Genomic DNA, 18,675 nt, shown 5'->3' with positions numbered 1-18,675 from the left:
AAAATTTAGTTAAATTGATTTACAATTTATTTAAATAGTTAATGATTTTGTATAATCTTACGTCCCACGAGTTAACTGTTAAAAATTTAATACGTTCTGAATTAGAATACTTCTTGGGAGACCCGTTTTTTATCATTTTTTTTAATAAATCAATAAGTTCTGTCGTGTTGGAATAAAAACATACAAATGGGGAGAAATATTCTAATTCTTTATAGTAAACTGAAATTATGGGTTTATTGTAGTTAATATATCCATATATTTTCCCAGGATCTGCGGATTTTATTTTATTATCCACTTTAAATGGTACAATAAGACAATCAAAGTCTTTTACATAATCGTAGAGTTCATTATATGGAACAGATCCATAGAATTTAATATTATTATGTTGCTTCAATTCAATATTTTCCAGCTCGCAGGGTCCAATGAAATGATATTCTATATTTTTGATTGTATCTAACGTTATTTTTATCTTTTCGAAGTCAATCCATTTTGAAATTGTCCCTATATAACCTATTTTGAATGTTTCTTTTATTTTATAGAGATTAACCTGATTATCAATTATTTTTCCTTCAAAAGCATTTCTAACCAGTACTAGTTTATTTTTACAGTTGTAATTTTTATCTAAATTTTTAAAGAGATAATTAGATGAGGTAAATACTATAAATGCATCATTCACTAGTTTTTTCTCTAATTCTAATACTTTAGATTTAAAATTTTCTTGAAAATCAAAACCTATTGCTTCATCCATACAATCATAAATAATTTTGCAATGGATATTAGATGGGATATAATCGTATAATTGAGGGAAGGTAATCCAAATAAAGTCTGGATCATATTTTTCTATTAATAATTTAAAGTATATTTTCATATATATTTTATTTAAGCTATAAATAATTTTATTTTGGTACAATGGAAGCCTAAATGCAGGTAATAATTTAAAATTCTTTTTATTAGTAGTTGAAAAATCAGATTTCCTAAATAAATATTGTTTGCTACAAAAATGAATAACAGTTAAATCATAAGAATCAGATAGTCCTTCAGCAATGAAGTGAGGTCTTTGTCTGATCCACCTCCAATCTAAATGCATTATATATAATATTTTTTTCATTTCAAAATTCCTAATTAAATTATCGATGTGTTGAGTATTTCATTTTTGATTTATAAAATAATATAATCTGATTTTTTGTGACATCCATTTTTCTATGAGTATTTTGAGCTTAATTGTTTGTTTATAGATGTAGTTTTTTGATAAAAAGAAAAAATGGAGAAAATTCGCATTACAAAAATTTTAGTTAAAGATTAAAATTATGTTCCAAATATTCCTCGATTTCTGAAAGATCAGATACTGAAAAAACAAGATCTTTGGTCAATTTCTTAAAATCTGCAGCTCCTATTTCTAAGGATTTATTTCTGGATTGTTGATATACAATATTCGATATATCTATAGAATCAATTCCATAAAATACTTTTGCATTAACTAAAGCTGTGCTAGCATATCCAATAATGCAAATGGGGTTTAATCTAGATAACAAATATTCTAATGGGAAATTATTATCTAATATTTTGACTTTATGCATATTTATCGACGAATATTTTCCATTTAACTCCCGGGGATGTGGTTTTATTATAGTTAATATTCCTTTACTTCTTAAAATACTTGTTATTTTATTTATTATCATTATTTCAATATCTAAGGGGATTATATTATATTCTGAAAGTACTGATGTGGCTAAAATTATAAAATTTTCATTTTCATTATATTTAATATTCAATTTTTCATTTCTAATATTTAAAACAGATTTATAGGATTCTATAGTTTTTTGGTTTGGAATTAACTTATTAGATCTTTTTTTGAATATAAATCTTTTTTCTAATGGAAATATATTGAAAAAAAACCTTCTTAAAATGGATAAAAAAGTTTTTATAAAGTATATTCTGATTATAGGTTGAAAGCTATATCTAAAATTGCATTCTTGAGTTAAAACTGATTTCCACGATTTTTTTGATGCATATGTTCCAAATCCTTCATCTATTAAAATGTACTTGGGAATATATTTTTTAGAAACAAATTTATCTTTAAAATACATAAAGCTGGAAAATGAAGGTTCTATTACATAAATTATGTGTATAACTTTTTTACTTTTATTTTTAGATAATAATAAATTACTAAAACCTTGTAAACTTCCTTTTAAGTTAAATTTTAGATTTTTTAAATAAAAAAACTTAACTTGGGAAAATTTAGTACAAACAAAATCATTTTCATTGATACAATATCCATTTTTAAAATGATAATTAACAATAATTACTCCTTTAAGTTTTCTATTATTTTCTTTATAAAGATCATATAGAAAAGCATCTACTCCTACAGCATGCCAATTTGAAGTAACTATGGCTATAAAATCTATATTTTCATTAGCTATATAATTAATAATATACTCAAAACTAAATTCCATATAAATAAATTATCGAAGGTGTATATAATATTTGGGAAAGTTTAAATGCTGTTATAAACCTTCAGATAACTTTTAGAAATTTCTTTCCAATTAAAATTTTCTCTAACTTGATTATAACCATTAACTGCAAGTTTATCCCTTAAATCTTTATTTTCAATTAAATTTAAAATAGCCTCAGAAAGCTGGGAAACATCCTTTTCAGGTACCAGCAATCCAGTTTCACTATGTTGAATAATATCTGGAATTCCTCCTGTATTTGACCCAATAACTGGTAATTTACAAGCCATAGCTTCCAGTAAAACCACTCCGAGACCTTCGGTATTTCCCTGCGAATCCACAATGGAAGGGAGCACAAAAAGGTCAGAAGAATTGTATAACTGAAGTAATTCCTCATCAGAAACGTTTTTCATTATTTTAGCATTATTTTCTAATTTTAATTCAGTTATAAGACTTTTAAGTTTTTCTTCAAGGGGACCTGAACCAACTATGGTCAGTCGAACATCCTTGTGCTTATTTAAAACTTCTTTTACAGCTCTTATAAGATATTCAAAACCTTTTCTCTCAATTAAATATCCAACTGCAAGTATTTGAAACATATTTTCATCTTTTGGGATTTTTAAAGGTTTATAAAAATTGATATCAACACCAAAGGGTATTATATTAAGTTTCTCTTTTTCCAGGCCATTTTTAAGACATGAATTGAGGGTAGCTGAACTATTGGCCACTGTTTTGGTTGAATTATTAACAAACCATTTAAGTGCAAACAGAGCGTGATAACGTTTGGAAAGATATACTTCCTCCCCGTGCACAGTGTTTATATATGGAATTCCGTATATTTTTTTCAAAAATAGTGCCCCTAAACCGTTTGGAATGGGCCACTGTACATGAACAATATCCATATTGTTAAGATTTCTAAGTGAATGAATTATATTAAATAAAAGGAACGTTAAAACCTGAAACTTCACAAGAAACCCCTCTTTAACATTATCTACCATTCCAGATCTGCCACACAAATTTTGAAACCTTTTTGGATAGAAGTAGTGGAACCTTTCCACGTGTACACTTTCAAGTGTATATTCAGTTTTTCCGCCAGTATAAGGGGCTAAAATATATACCTCATGCCCATGTTTGCTTATTTCCCTCATCAGCCTGTGTACAAAGATTCCATGGGGATCGTCTTCAAATTCAGGGTATGCTGATGTTATAACTCCAATTTTCATGTGAACTAATCTCTTTTAGTATGTTTTACAGTTAAAATTTAAATTAAGCTCGTATAATTTCTATTTTTAAACTCTTTTGTAGATAATTACATTTCCAAATCGTTTAATGGGTTTGTATGATGTTAAATTTAATCCTTGCTGGATAGAGAAGCAGTAATAAGCGTCATTGTTTACTAAGAAATTATTAGATGTAATACTATCCTGTGGGCTGAAATTGCTGCTGTCAATGCATGTGTAATACATTTGGCCGTTCATGATAATGGGCATCATTTTTACGCTGGTTTTAAGATACCATCCTGAATAAGGCCACAGTTGGGAATATATTATTTTATCTTTATAATCCGGGTCGTAGTTTATAAGCCAGTTACTTGCCAGGTATATATTTTCATTTCTAATTGTAAGATTGCTGTTTCCTTCTTCTATAGTTGGTAAATATGATATAGTACAAAACAGAAGCATGAAAATTAGAATTACAGAAAATAGATGGGTTAAATTTATGTTTTTAATTTTTGATTTTATCGTATTTAAAGTTATATTTAACCCAACGATTAGGAAGTATGCTGCTTGAGGAGCCATTGTAACAAAGTATCTACTGTCTTTAACCACGTATACGCTATGAAATATGAAAAATGCCATGAACCATGCAAAAATGAGCAAATGTATATCAATGTCTTTCCTGTTGATATCTTTGATTAGCGTATAAAAAATGCAGAACAATATAAAAAATATAATTTCACTTGCCATGTAAAACATTTTACCAAGTGTTCCAAGAAAAATTAATGTTAAAATAGTAAATAAGATCATTTTCACTGCAGTTACTTTTTTAACATTTTTTATATTGATTAATTTAATTTTAAATCTGTCTTTTTTTAATTTTAAAAGCATATATGATGTAAAACTTAAAATTATAGCTATGATTGTAATGCCAGGGGCTCCAATAAATGACGGCAGATGATTCAAGAAATATAAAATATCGGGATTGTATGCATATGTCCCTGCTGAGGCAGTTGATGAACTTGAACCAAAGAAATTAAGAAATGAGTAAAATGGATTACCAAATATATCATAGAAGAAAATGAGGATTGGAATTAATAGTAAGAGTGATATGCTGATTCCAATTGTAATATTCCTAATTTTTTGGATTAATTTTTGATTAATTATTATATAAAACATTATGGGAAATATTAAAAGTGCAGATGGATATCTGGTTAAGAAAGCTAACATCAAAAATGGAAATGAAAGATAAAAAAATTTTGAACTTTTTTTAACAGCTAAAATAGTGAAGTATATTGTCCAGATTGAAAATGAAACGCTGGGAACATCTGAAAGTCCCGATCCTGCAAATGTAATCACTATTGGAAAAGTTGCATAGAGTAAACTACCTAAAATACTTTCAATATTACTTAAACGCAGTTTTAAAAGTAAAAAAAAGCCAATAACTCCAAAAACAAATAATAAACCATCTACAACAAATATGGCGGCCGAAGATGTATATTTTAACCTAAAAAGAAGGGATGTCAAAATTGAGATAACTGGAGGTCTAGTCAAATCGGAATAACCAGTACCTTTGCCTGCAAATAAAAGTGCATTTGACAGGAAATCATAGGTATCCCATATAGGACCAACGTCCATTTGAATTTTTACTCTGTAAAACGTTATAAGACTTACAATTGCAATTAATGCAGCCAATGAAATTAACGAAGTTCTATATTTTTTAAATATATTTGTTGATTTCATTAATTTGTCTTTAAAGTGTTTGTAATGGTTATTCAAATGATCACCGGAGGATATAACTTGATTTCAATGTTTTATTTTTAATTTATATTGTATATGAACATAGATTTTTTTAATTGAATTTGAGGTAGGAGCATTATTTTTAAAATTATTTTCTTTTGTAGATAATTACATTTCCAAATTGTGCAACTGATGTATAATGAGTTAAATTCAGCCCTTTTCGTAGGCATAAGTAATAATCTGCTTTATTACTATCAAGTTCATTGTTATATGCAATATTGTCCTTCAGAGTTAAATTAAACTCTTTCACGCCCCCTGAATAACTCTGGCCGTTCATAAATACAGGGACCATTTTCACATTAGTTTGTAAATACCAGCTGAAATTGGGCCACATATCGGAGTAGATCGTCTTATTTTTGTAGTCGGGATCATAATTTATAAGCCACTGGCTGGCTGATTCTATATTTTCGTTGGTTATTTTGTTTTTCTCGTTTGCCTGTTTTATAGTAGGTAAATAGGAGGCAGTGGATAAAAGAATGGCTGCAGTTAATATAACTGCAATTAAAGGAAATGTCACATTTTTATTTTTAATTTTAAATTTTAACCCATTTGAAACTTCTTGCAATCCTAAAATTAAGAAGTATGCCACTGGAGGGGCCATTATAACAAAATATCTATTATCTTTAATTATGTATATGCTCTGGAATATGAAAAATGCCATAAACCAGGCAAAAAACAGCAGGTGTATGTCTGCATCTTTTATATTGAAATTTTTAAGCAGATCGTACAGCATGTAACCCACTGCAAAGAAAAGAATTTCGCTCCACATCCAGAAGATCTGACCAAAACTAAGGATAAAAATGGAGATTAAACTTATAAATAATATTAATTTTAATTTTGTGCCTCGTTTTTCAAGTTTAAATCCACTAAATGAATTTATTTTGTCTTTTGAGCTTCTTTTAAATCTTAAAACTCCATAAATAAAAACTCCTGTTAAAATGATAATTACAGATAAAATACCTTCATGTCCAATAAATAAAGGAAATTTATCAATAAAAAAGAATAAATTGGAATTGTAAGCAGCACTTTCTGGTAAGGATGGGCCTGAAGCAGTTCCAAAGAAATTCATAAATGGATATAAGAAATTACCGAATTTTTCAAAGAAGAATATAAAGACAGGAACTATAACTAAAACTGAAACAGACATTCCTACAAGCATATTTCTAATGTTAATTTTATGGATATTTATGAAAATATAAAGAAACATTGGGAAAATAGTAAGTGCAGAATTGTATCGGGTTAGGAAAGCCAGCATGGCAAATGGAAATGCCAGATAAAAAAACTTTGAATTTTTTTCAACCCCTAAAATCAGGAAATAAAATGTCCAGATTGTAATGGAGACACTTGCAAGATCTGAAAAACCCACACTCATAACTGTTAAGACGATGGAAAATGTGGCAAATAGCAGCGAGCCTAAAAAACTTTGAACACTGTTGAAGTGGAGTTTAAACAGTAAAAAAAGTCCAATAACTCCAAAAATGTACATTAATCCATCTAAAATGAAAATAGCATTTGTGGATACGTACCCCATTTTGAAGATAATTGAAAGTAAGAATGGGAAAAATGGGGGCCTTATTAAATCAGAATAACCTATATTTTGACCGGCAAATAACAGTGCATCTGAAAGAAAGTCGCAGCTGTCTGAGATAGGGCCAAGATCAATTTGAATCATCACGCGGTAATACGTAATTAAACTTACAATCAAGATTAAAACAACCGGCAAAATATAACTGCTGTGTTTTTTAAATATATTTTGTGATTTAGATAATTTATCCATGGTAAACCCTTACATGTTTTTAGCTGTAATATTGTTGTTGTATCTTCTGTTTAATGGAGATAGATTACTATATTAGAAGATATTAAGTTTTAAATATTAAGTTTTAAAATAAGTTTTTAAATTTGAACTTTTTTAGACTTGAAAATAAACCATGTCAACTGATCATATAACAGCTTAATAAGTTAAAAAATATCCTAAAAATTCAATATTTGCGGCATGTTTTGCCAGCAATGTTTAAGTTGACATTTAAAAAATGTTTTGTAATTTATAAAAATCTTCTGATTTAATTTTAAAGTAAAATGTAGTTTCTATATTTAAATCATAAATTCATTAAATGCTGTTATTAAATTACTAATAATAAAAAAAATATGTGAGACATTTGTACTGGAAAAAGATATTATTGATTAGATAATATAATGAGAAATGTGATTTTAATTGTTGAAAACTAAAAATTTTAAATATTTTTCAATTAAGGAACTGGTATTTGTAAGCACGCTTATAATAGCGACAATATCATGTATTTTATATATGGGAATAATATTTGTAAATGGATTTGCTAAAATAATGAGTTATGATGCTTTTTTTTATTTTAATATGTCTTATGCACCTTTTAATGTAACAATTGCCCCGTATATGTATAGAATGTTAACTCCTTTTTTGGTTTATATATTCCCATTTAACCATATGGTGGGCTTTTCACTGGTAAATTTGACAAGTCTCTTTTTAACTGCGTTGTTATTTTATTATTATCTTAAAAAACTTAATTTTAATCAGATTCACAGTTTTACGGGCGTTTTGATATTTCTTTTATCTTCTACAGTAATTTTTTCTATGTATGATATAGTTCTAGTTGATTTTATGTCATTTTTATTTTTTTTACTTGCATTTTATGCCTTACTATGTAAAAATGATAAAATATATTTGGTTGCTCTTATTTTAGGTATTTTAAATAAAGAAACTATATTATTTACACTTCCTCTTTATTTTTTACTTAAATTAGAAGATAATAATTTATTGGAATCACTTAAATGTACTGTTAAAATAGCAGTAATTCCTGTAATGTTATTTTTAGGTATTAGATATTATTTTGGTTTTACAAGTTATTTCTCGTTAATTACCATAAAAGAGACGTTGCTGTATATTACTCAAGCAGATGCCTTCTTTATTAATCCATATATTGCTTTTGGAACTTTATGGATAATCAGTTTGTATAATATTCCTTTTGTTAAAAACATATTTTTAAAAAAATCGTTGTATATCTTGCCATTTATATTTATGCAGGCTTTAATTGCAACCGATGTTTTCAGGGTTCTATTTATTGCATTTCCAATAATAATCCCCATAGGTTTGTACTTATTTAAAATCAAAAATGTTAGAATAATTATGGTATTTATGGGATTGTCATTTTTTATGATTTGGACTTATCTCTTAATTATTCCTCCAAATGGACAGTTGCTGGAGTTAATAATGTTTCCTTTAGAAATTTTGATTTTTAGCTTGCTAATAATCCATTATTTGTCTATTAATGGAATTTTAAAAAATAATCATCTAAAATAAATTCCCTCATTCATCCTTGGGATCATAGCAGTTAAAACACACTGTTCCGTGTTTTCAGTCCTGTCAAGCATCCCCTTTGAAAGATAACTAACTGCACCGGTTTTCTGTCCAAGATTAGTCACGCCGGTTACTTCATCCATAACATCTCCAACTTCCTTGCCATTTAAAACTTCTTCAATGACAGTTGGGGGATATTCAAATCCAGAACTTACGCCGAGTGTTATTTTATCCCCATCAAAAACAGCACACCACTGTAAATCGATGTAACCAGTTAAAGAATTAGGTGTTTCCATCAATCCGGATTCTATTCCAACACTAATATCAAATTCATCAGAATATGCATTTTTTGCCCGGTTAATAGCTCCTTGAATGGTTTGATCTATACCAAATGGTTGATCTGGCACTCCTGAATCAGCATCAATTGATACAACTTCAACTTCTCCATAGATTTTATCAAGGACATTCTTGGTAGCGTTGACTTTTACAGGGTTTCTGGATCCGACTGCAACTTTCATATTATTCACCTTTAAAATTAGAGTATAAAATTTGAGATATGCTATTTAAGAACTTTGCCGTTTCTGTTTATTTCTCCATTTCTTATTCTGGTTGAAGAAATTGGTTTTCCGTCTTCTGCAAGTACCCAACCAATAACAAAGATCTTGAGTGGTTTAATTCCTTTTTGCTCTCGTATTTCATTGATTTTATGTGCTACAGGTTCTGTTTCGTTACTAACGACTATTGCATCCATCTGATCGTCATGAACAGTTGGGCCGTAGTGGTTTTCCAACCTTTTTACAGTGTATCTTGAACCGAATTTCTGTAAAAAGTGCTCTAATTCAGACATTCTTTGGGAACATGGTTCAATATTACCTTTCCTGCCTCCAAATTTGTTAGATGTAACTCCAACTAATATATACTGGCCAATCTCAAATGCTTTATTGAGTAATTTCTCATGGCCCTTATGAAAATGATCAAATGTGCCCCCTACGGCTACTCTTTTATATTTCATTCATTCTACCCTTTTGTTTTTAAATATCTGGCTTAAATAACTATTTTATCCAGATAAATATCTAAAATTCAGTTGAAAAATTCCAAATTTTATGTTTTGAATTTTCTAAATCAAAAAAATTTTATTTTTTTGAGATTGTTAGATATTGTTATTATGCTTTAAGTTAAATTATAAATTATGCTGATGGAACATAACGTGGTAATAAAGAATCCAAGAAAAGTGGACTTAAGATTTGCATCCTGCTACCCTAATTTATATAAGGCTGCGATGTCCTCACTTGGTTTTCATATTATATATGACTTCCTAAATTCTAGAGAAGATGTTTACTGTGAACGGGTAGTTTATCCCTATGTTGAAAGTTTAGAATCAAATACAAAACTCGCTGATTTTGATATTATTAGTTTTTCACTTCAATATGAGCAGGATTATTTCAATGTACTTAAAATGCTGGATAATGCGGGAATTGAAGCCTGTAAAGAAAATAGAAATAAAGATGATCCTTTTATAATTGCGGGAGGTCCGTGTGCAAGTTCAAATCCTCTTCCAATGAGTAAATTCATAGACCTTTTTATTATTGGGGAAGCAGAGGTCATTTTAGATGAAGTATTAGATCTTTACATGGAACTTGATGATCCAAGAAAAGAAATTGATGCTTTTTTAGATATAAAAGGTGTTTATGTACCGGATAACCCTGTAAAAATGGCAATTGTGGAGAATATGGACAATGCGTGTCATCCAGTAAGACAAATTGTTCCTCAAACTGATGATAAAAAATTTGTACCTGCATTTGGGGATGCGTTTCTTCTGGGAGTGTCACGGGGATGTACAAGGGGCTGCAGATTCTGTATGGCAGGATGCCTTTATCGGCCTAGGCGAGAAACATCTCTTAAAAAGCTTTTTAAAATAGCCGAGAAAGGTAAAAAAGCTACGGGATTTAATAAAATAGCACTTATAGGTGCAGATGTTTCGGGATATTCTAAATTAGAAGAACTTTGTGAGGGCCTGCTTGAGATGGGATTTAAAATTACAAGTCCATCTATGAGGATAGAATCACTCACTGATAATTTAATGGATATTTTACAGAGAAGCGGGCTTAAAACTATAACAATAGCTCCAGAGTCTACATGGGGTCTTCGGAAAGTTTTAAATAAACCAATACTTGATCAGGCGATTTATAATGTTGTAAAAAGAGCTTTTAAAAGGAATATGAATGTTAAACTCTATTTTTTAACTGGTTTGCCCACTGAAACCATGGAAGATGTGGCAGAAATGGTTGAATTTATAAAAGACATACGTAAAATGAGCAAAAAGAAAAATGCAGTTAGAATAAGTGTAAATCCATTTATTCCCAAGCCGCATACTCCATTTCAATGGGAAAGCTTTGATTTCAATGATCTGAGTGTTAAATTTGAATATTTAAATAAAAACCTTAAAAATGTCCATTTAAAGATTGAAAATTTGGAAGGTGCTGTCATACAACATATATTGTCTGTAGGCGATGAGAAAATGGGGGATATGATTGAAAAGACCTATAAGCGAAAATTGAAGTTTAAAGAATGGGTAAATATTGATTTTAAACTTGGTCTTGAAGATGAATTACCCTGGAAAAATATAAATGCTGGTGTTAGCTCAGAATTTTTAAAGAAAGAATATCAAAAAGCATTAAATAAAAATATAACTCCGTGGTGCGAGGTATTTGGATGTTATGGGTGTGGGGCGTGTTCTAAATAATGTTTATTTTAATAATATGATTTAAATAAAAAATTAAACGTGTAATTCTGTTTTTTATATTTTAAGTTATCATGAATTGACTTTAAATTAAATAAGTGGTTAATTATATCATAATTTATAAAAAAATTTATACATCAACAAATACTGATGATAATTAACAACCTACCTCTTGATAATTGGTGAGGTGTTATAATTAAACAAAAACAAATAATCGCGATTTTATTAATCATTGGTACTACAGCATTGATTGGTGCAAGTGGAATAAATGTAACTAAAGCAGATAATCCTTCAGGAAATTTAACCAGCTACCCATCTGTTCAAGCAGCCCAATCAACATCAGCAGTTAAGATGAGCGTTATTATCAGAGGAACTGGTGGAACTGTTACAAATAATTATTATACAAAAAAGAACATTCCTAAAACTCAGTTAACCAGTCAAATAGTAGCTTTATCAAAGAAGGGTACTCCTATAATTAGAGTTGGTAATGGAAGCGGTCCAAAAGTGATGATCGTTGCAGGTGTTCATGGAAATGAACTTCCCAGCCAAATAGCAGCTTTAAAACTGGCAAATTACTTAAAATGCAGGTCAATTAAAGGGACTGTTTATATAGTGCCGTTTGTGGTTCCTTCAAGCACAGCTAAAAATGTCCGTTACTGGAAAGGCAAAAACCTGAATAGAGTAACTAATATTGCAGGTACGCCTACTAACAAGATATTGAAACTGGCTAAACGGCTTAATATTAGTGTACTTGGAGATTTTCATTCTACTAAGCCCGGCGGCGATCCTGGTAAAATGGCTGTTTTTTCTTCAAAACATCCTACCTACAAAAGTTATATTATTGCCAAATATATTAGCAAGAGGACAGGGTCAACAACGCTTACATATAATTTATCTGGTGTAGAATATTGTGGAGCACTGGAAGATACTACTAATCTAGCAGGAATTCCGGCAGTGACATGTGAAGTAGTGTCTCCTCACGGCACTGTGAAATCTGGAAGCGTTACAAAGTCTTATAATCAAATGATAGCTCTTTTAAAATACAAAAAAATAATTTAATTTATTTTTTAATTTTTGGAGGCATTGAAAAATTAGAATTTTTGCAGGTTGAAGGAAAATCATAGGTTTTCTGAACCGCAAAACATAGTTTTGCAGGTTTTTATAAAATAAATTATCAGCCTAGCACCCTTCTTAAAAGATAAGCCAGTCTTCTTAATAGATATCCTAAGAACACTTCTCGAGCTCGAATCCATTTCCTTAAAAAGACTTCTCTCGAGGTTATTTCTTTGATAACTGATCTAATTTCTTCTTTTGGCGAATATTTCCAGTATATAGGAATTCCAATGGCTATAAAAATTGTACCTGCTATTATCTGGTTTAAATTGCATTGTGTCATCATATAAATAGATATTAAGATACCTAAAACGGGTATTATGGATGGAATTTTGATACTTCTCCCATATCTTTTTCTAAGTGGAAAAACAGATATGCAGGTCACGAGGTAACAGAAAAGCAGAGTGAAAACAGATAATATAATAAGACTGCTTATGGTTCCAAAGATAGCTGCTGCACCTGTAATTATGCCCTGAACAATTAATGCAACATAGGGAGTATCATATTTCTGATGCTTCCTGGCAAACATTTTTGGTAGAAGCCCGTCACCTGCCATTGCATACGGAATTCTTGATGATGACAAAATACCTGCTTCATCAGACCCTGAAATTGAGAAAAGAGCACCAACAGTAAGAAATAATGCTCCAAAACCTGCAAGAAGTGCATAACCTGCAAGTGCAAGGGGTGCAGTTGATAAAGAAAGCTGCTGCCATGGTACTATTCCAACTATTACAAAGTTTGTTATAATATAGAAAAGGGCAACGATACCCATTCCAAGGACGATAGCTTTTGGAATAGTTCTTTTTGAGTCATATATCTCATCTGAAGGGACTGTTACGAGTTCAAATCCTACATAAGCCCAAAATATTAAGACAAGCGCACTTCCAATGCCTGTAAATCCTAAGGGGGCAACTGGTGTGAAATTAGAAATTAACTGTGATGGGTTAAAAATAAAGAAAATAATGCCTGCTAAAGTAAATAATATAATGGGTGCAAGTTTGAGGGTGGTTAGTATATCATTAACTCTACCTGCTTCTCTAACTCCAATATAGTTGATGCCTGTTAATATAACAATAAATATAATTTTGATTATGGTTTGAGCTACAAAAGGCATACTTGGGAAAAAATACTGGAGATAAGCTACAAATGCAAGGGGAAATACTGCTATCGCACTCCATGATGCTATTAATAATGCCCATCCTGATAAAAACCCGATAAAATCTCCAAAAGCATCTTTAGCATATACATAAGGCCCTCCAGCTCTTGGTATAAGTGAAGAGCATTCTGCAAATGATAAAGCTATTATAATTGCCATTACTCCTGCTAAGGCCCATGCAATTATAGAAGCGGGCCCTAAAAGCCCAGCACCAAAAGCTGCTGCAATATATATGTCAGCACCAACTATGGTTCCAACTACAAGATTTATTACATCAAAGAGGCTCAGCATTTTTGTGGGCATACTTGTTTTATATATTGATAAAAGTAAAAATAGATGATTAATTTTTAAGATATGAAAGATTAATGTATAATATAATCGGTTTTTAATATAACTAACAATTGATTTCAATGATTAGATAGGTATGATTAGAATGTTTCAACCAACCAGAAGATGCGAGTCAATACGGCTTTCAGAAATAAGGAAAATGTTTGATATCACTGCAGAAGATGCTATTAATTTAAGCCTTGGGGAACCCGATTTTGACACACCATTACATATTCGGGAAGCTGTAAAAAAAGCTTTAGATGATGGATTCACCCATTATACAGCAAATAAAGGGATTTTAGAACTTAGAGAAGCTATATCATGTAAATTTAAAGAAGAAAATAAACTTGATGTGGATCCTGAGTCTATACTTGTAACAGTTGGGGCAAGTCAAGCACTTTATATCAGTCTTCAAGCACTAGTAAATAGGGGAGATGAAGTTTTAATCCCTGATCCAGGATTTCTTTCATATGATGCATTTGTAAAGCTTGCTGAAGGTAAAATGGTTCCAGTAAGTCTCAAAGAAGAAAATGAATTCAGAATGACTCAGGAGGATGTCCTTGATAAAATAACTGACAAAACTAAAGCATTAATTTTGAATTCTCCTTCAAACCCGACAGGAGCAGTCATGCAAAAAGAAGATATTAAAGGTATAGCAGAAATAGCTGACGATCACGGCATATATTTGATATCTGATGAAGTATATGAGCACATAATCTATGATGGAAAACATTACAGCCCTGGAAGATATACTGAAAACGCAATAACCATAAATGCATTTTCTAAAACCTATGCAATGACAGGGTTTAGAATAGGATATATGACCGCAAAACCAGAAATAGCTGAAGAATTACTGAAGGTTCATCAGTATAATGTGGCATGTGCAAGCTCTTTATCTCAGATAGCAGGTCTTGAAGCATTAACCGGACCACAGGAATGTGTTGGTGAAATGGTAGCTGAATTTAAACGAAGAAGAGATCTGGTAGTTAAAAGGCTGAATGAAATGGGAATACCGTTTAAAGCACCTAAAGGGGCATTTTATGCATTTCCAAGGGTCCAAAATTCGCAGGAATTTGTAGATAAGGCTGTAGAAAATGGAGTAATAATCGTCAATGGCAGTAGTTTTGGTAAATGTGGAGAAAATCATTTTAGATTATCTTATGCTGCCTCATATGAAAAATTAGAGGAAGCTATGGATAGATTAGAAACTATTGAAATTTAATTAGAAATTAATCAGAATTACAGCAAATGACGTAACTTATTAATCATGTAAATTTTAAATAATTAATAATTACATTTAATAATATTTAGAACAAATAATTCCAATTAAATTGATGGCCTAAATATTTGATTATTCATTAGAATTTAAAATATAATTTAAAATAATTTATAAAGAAGATAATAACTACTATGCAAAATTAACTGTAAATTAAGTTCGTATTTATGAAATAATCTATAAAATAGGAGATAACTAAATGTCAGAGGAAAATCAACTCGGAACTAAAATCCAGCAAATAAGAGAGAACCATAAAATGACTGTTGAACAACTGGCAGAAAAAAGCCAGTGCAGCAAGAAGGTTATAGAAAGTATTGAAAGTGGAGATTTGATCCCTTCACTCACACCACTTATAAGGATTGCAAAAGTGTTGGATGTCCGTTTAGGTACTTTTCTTGATGATGCACCTCAAATAGGGCCAGTAATGGTAAAATCCGGTAAATCTGAGCAGGTGATCCATTTTTCAGGTAAAGAAGATCATCCAGATACAAGTGCCCTTGATTTTTATGCGCTGGCTTCTGGTAAAACAGACAGGCATATGGAGCCTTTTATTATTGATGTTCACCTCCATGAGACAGAAGAGTATAAATTGGCTTCACATGAAGGTGAAGAGTTCATTTATGTCATGGAAGGGCAAATTGAAATATTATACGGTCAGGAAAGATATCTGCTTTCTAAAGGGGACAGTATTTATTATGATTCAATTGTACCTCATGATTTACATGCTTACGGTGATAAGGATTCAAAAATCCTTGCAGTTGTATATACACCATTTTAAAACAAATTTAACAGTTAATACAAATCTAAAAGTGATTTAAATGTTTACAGAGAAAGTTACACCGCGATTCGGAGATGCTGATGGACTTCGGCATATTAACAACACTGCGCTTGTAGAGTGGTTTGAAGTCGGAAGAAATCCAATATTTAGAATGTTTACACCAGATCTTGACTTGAGTTATGAGAAATGGAAATTAATATTAGTTAGAACTGAATTTGATTACATCGGTCAAATGTACTATGGAATTGATGTTGAAATTAGGAGTTATATAACTCATATTGGAAACAGTTCGTTTACAATAGGTCATGAGGCATGGCAGGATGGAGAGCTCAAGGCAAAGGGAAAAGCTGTTCTTGTACATTTTGATTTCTTAAATCAAAAGAGTATACCTATTCCAGATGTAATAAAAGCCCAATTACATGAGCATTTAATATTAGAAGACAAAAATTGCAAATAAAAATTTAGAGTGCATAAAGGAGCCAAAATATGCTTTTTACAGAAGATACGATTGGAGATTTCTTTGAAAAACAGGCAGAAAAAGATCCAGACAGGGAATTTATGGTTTATCCGGATAGGGATCTTCGTTTTACTTACAAACAATTTGATGAACGAGTAAATAAGCTTGCAAAAGGTTTGCTTTCAATTGGAGTTACTAAAGGCGACAATGTGGGAATCTGGGCATTAAATGTTCCAGATTGGATTACATTTTTATTTGCATGTGGAAAAATAGGGGCAGTTCTTGTAACAGTAAATACTGCCTATAAAAGTCATGAACTGGATTATGTGTTAAAACAATCTGATATGAAAGCTCTTGCAATAACAGATGGATTTAGGGATGTTAATTATTTAAAGGTATTATATGAACTTGTTCCTGAACTTAAGACAAGTAAAAGGGGTAACTTAGAAAGTAAGGAATATCCTTGTCTTAAAAGTGTAATCTTCATAGGTCAGGAAAAGCATCGTGGGCTTTATAATACACATGAACTGCTGCTGCTGGGTAAACATACCGACGACAGCAAGCTTTTAGAGGCTAAAGAAACTTTTGACAGTGATGATGTAGTATGCATGCAGTATACCTCTGGAACAACTGGTTTCCCTAAGGGAGTAATGCTTACACACAAAAATATCATTAATAATGGGTATTATATTGGTGAAAACCTGAAATACACTGAAAATGATAGGTTATGTCTCACTGTACCGATGTTCCATTGTTTTGGAGTCACTTTAGGGCTCATGGCCCATGTATACTCATGGTGGGACTTTAGTAATGCTTGAACAGTTCGATCCTCTAATGGTTCTTGCAGCAGTTCAAAAAGAGAAGTGTACTGCGCTTTATGGTGTCCCAACAATGTTTATTGCCGAGTATTCACATCCAATGTTTGAAATGTTTGATTTATCATCGCTTAGAACTGGAATAATGGCAGGTTCAACATGTCCAATAGAGGCCATGAAAAAAGTGGTTAACGACATGAACATGACCGAGATAACCAGTGTTTACGGCCTGACTGAAGGTTCGCCTGGATTCACTCAGACGAGCGTTGATGACCCGCTTGAACTGAGGGTTGAAACTGTGGGAAGAAAGCTACCTAATTGTGAGATTAAAGTTGTTGATCCTGAAACTGGTAAAACTGTGGGACCTGGAGAAGTGGGTGAAATTTGCAGTAGGGGCTACAATGTCATGAAAGGTTACTACAAAATGCCTGATAAAACTGCTGAAGCCATTGATGAAGATGGATGGTTACACAGTGGAGATTTAGTAACCTACGATGAAAACGGTTATTATACTGTCGTTGGAAGGATAAAAGATATGATAATACGCGGTGGAGAAAACATTTATCCTCGTGAAATTGAAGAATTTTATTATACAATGCCTGGAATTAAAGATGTGCAGGTTATAGGAATTCCAGATGATAAATACGGTGAAATTGTGGGGGCATTTATGATTCTGGAGGAAGAAGCTGATATCAGTGAAGAAGATGTTATAGATTTCGGCCTAGAAAGAATAGCACGCTATAAAGTCCCAAAACATGTTTTTTTCGTTGATGAATTCCCACTTACTGCAAGTGGTAAAATACAAAAATTCATAATGCGCGATCAGGCAGTAGAACTCCTTAAAAAGAGATTTGCTGAAGAAGAAGACGAAAATTAAGGGCATTTAATACGGGAGTAGGGCTACTCCTGCTCTTTAGATTTCTGTTTTAGTGAGATGGGACGTTTGGAAACATTGCACTGAGTTAAATCGGTCTATAATTTTATAATGTTTCTGAAGCTGTATTATACTATTTTTATTTCTTTTATCTGGTCATTTAAATAAGTATAACTTAAAAATAAAATAAACGTTAAATTCATAATGTCCTTTAACCTGTAATTTGCAGATATCATTGAATAAAAAGCCTTTTAATTAAAATTAAAGAAATAATTTGGTATTTGGATTAAAATGGGACGTAACCATTTGTGGCAATTATGTTATTATGGTCATTGCTTAAA

General features: G+C 31.0%; 14 protein-coding genes and 1 pseudogene. 7 read left to right on the top strand and 8 right to left on the bottom strand.

Annotation, left to right across the window (positions count from 1 at the left end):
- Positions 1-19: 19 nt before the first annotated feature.
- From ASJ80_RS08965 to ASJ80_RS08945, 5 genes are all read right to left on the bottom strand, one after another.
- Positions 20-1,108 (bottom strand): glycosyltransferase family protein, encoded by a 1,089-nt coding sequence (locus ASJ80_RS08965; RefSeq protein WP_069585334.1) that lies wholly within the window; start codon positions 1,106-1,108, stop codon positions 20-22.
- A 184-nt stretch (positions 1,109-1,292) separates the two neighbouring features.
- Positions 1,293-2,453 carry a polysialyltransferase family glycosyltransferase gene (locus ASJ80_RS08960; protein ID WP_069585331.1) on the bottom strand — a complete coding sequence of 387 codons (1,161 nt, stop codon included), beginning with the start codon at positions 2,451-2,453 and terminating at the stop codon, positions 1,293-1,295.
- Positions 2,454-2,494: 41 nt separating this feature from the next.
- Positions 2,495-3,673 carry a glycosyltransferase family 4 protein gene (locus tag ASJ80_RS08955; protein ID WP_083241054.1) on the bottom strand — a complete coding sequence of 393 codons (1,179 nt, stop codon included), beginning with the start codon at positions 3,671-3,673 and terminating at the stop codon, positions 2,495-2,497.
- Between the two features lie 66 nt (positions 3,674-3,739).
- Positions 3,740-5,446 (bottom strand): glycosyltransferase family 39 protein, encoded by a 1,707-nt coding sequence (locus tag ASJ80_RS08950; RefSeq protein ID WP_095652069.1) that lies wholly within the window; start codon positions 5,444-5,446, stop codon positions 3,740-3,742.
- A 109-nt stretch (positions 5,447-5,555) separates the two neighbouring features.
- Entirely contained in the window at positions 5,556-7,244 is a 1,689-nt protein-coding gene (locus ASJ80_RS08945) for a glycosyltransferase family 39 protein (RefSeq protein ID WP_069585330.1), read from the bottom strand.
- 435 nt (positions 7,245-7,679) lie between these two features.
- On the opposite strand from ASJ80_RS08945, the gene ASJ80_RS08940 reads away from it, so the two are divergent.
- Entirely contained in the window at positions 7,680-8,801 is a 1,122-nt protein-coding gene (locus tag ASJ80_RS08940) for a hypothetical protein (protein WP_069585327.1), read from the top strand.
- Here the strand turns inward: ASJ80_RS08940 and yjjX are convergent.
- Positions 8,789-9,316 (bottom strand): inosine/xanthosine triphosphatase, encoded by a 528-nt coding sequence (yjjX, locus tag ASJ80_RS08935; RefSeq protein WP_069585325.1) that lies wholly within the window; start codon positions 9,314-9,316, stop codon positions 8,789-8,791. The two genes, ASJ80_RS08940 and yjjX, sit on opposite strands and share 13 nt — an antisense overlap.
- A gap of 41 nt (positions 9,317-9,357) precedes the next feature.
- A complete protein-coding gene (locus ASJ80_RS08930; protein WP_069585323.1) occupies positions 9,358-9,810 on the bottom strand; it encodes a phosphopantetheine adenylyltransferase in 453 nt (150 codons plus the stop codon).
- A 177-nt stretch (positions 9,811-9,987) separates the two neighbouring features.
- Between ASJ80_RS08930 and ASJ80_RS08925 the strand changes: the two genes are divergently transcribed.
- Positions 9,988-11,541, top strand: coding sequence for a radical SAM protein (locus ASJ80_RS08925; protein WP_069585321.1), 1,554 nt, complete (start codon positions 9,988-9,990; stop codon positions 11,539-11,541).
- Positions 11,542-11,784: 243 nt separating this feature from the next.
- Positions 11,785-12,597 carry a succinylglutamate desuccinylase/aspartoacylase family protein gene (locus ASJ80_RS08920; RefSeq protein ID WP_245837549.1) on the top strand — a complete coding sequence of 271 codons (813 nt, stop codon included), beginning with the start codon at positions 11,785-11,787 and terminating at the stop codon, positions 12,595-12,597.
- Positions 12,598-12,712: 115 nt separating this feature from the next.
- Here ASJ80_RS08920 and ASJ80_RS08915 read toward each other — a convergent pair whose 3' ends face one another.
- Positions 12,713-14,110, bottom strand: coding sequence for an APC family permease (locus tag ASJ80_RS08915; RefSeq protein ID WP_069585319.1), 1,398 nt, complete (start codon positions 14,108-14,110; stop codon positions 12,713-12,715).
- Positions 14,111-14,240: 130 nt separating this feature from the next.
- Between ASJ80_RS08915 and ASJ80_RS08910 the strand changes: the two genes are divergently transcribed.
- The 4 genes and pseudogenes from ASJ80_RS08910 (at position 14,241) to ASJ80_RS08895 (ending at position 18,337) form a co-directional block, all read left to right on the top strand.
- The gene (locus ASJ80_RS08910; RefSeq protein ID WP_069585316.1) at positions 14,241-15,356 is read left to right on the top strand and encodes a pyridoxal phosphate-dependent aminotransferase; all 1,116 of its coding nucleotides are present in this window, start codon (positions 14,241-14,243) and stop codon (positions 15,354-15,356) included.
- 253 nt (positions 15,357-15,609) lie between these two features.
- Positions 15,610-16,188, top strand: coding sequence for a helix-turn-helix domain-containing protein (locus ASJ80_RS08905; protein ID WP_069585314.1), 579 nt, complete (start codon positions 15,610-15,612; stop codon positions 16,186-16,188).
- A gap of 40 nt (positions 16,189-16,228) precedes the next feature.
- Positions 16,229-16,645 (top strand): acyl-CoA thioesterase, encoded by a 417-nt coding sequence (locus ASJ80_RS08900; protein WP_069585312.1) that lies wholly within the window; start codon positions 16,229-16,231, stop codon positions 16,643-16,645.
- Positions 16,646-16,674: 29 nt separating this feature from the next.
- Positions 16,675-18,337: pseudogene (locus ASJ80_RS08895) on the top strand (AMP-binding protein).
- Positions 18,338-18,675: the final 338 nt, after the last annotated feature.

Origin of the sequence: Methanobacterium bryantii, assembly GCF_002287175.1 — an archaeon.
Classification (GTDB): domain Archaea; phylum Methanobacteriota; class Methanobacteria; order Methanobacteriales; family Methanobacteriaceae; genus Methanobacterium_D; species Methanobacterium_D bryantii.
Note: the sequence above shows the minus strand (reverse complement) of the source record. Positions and strands in the feature narration are given on the sequence as shown.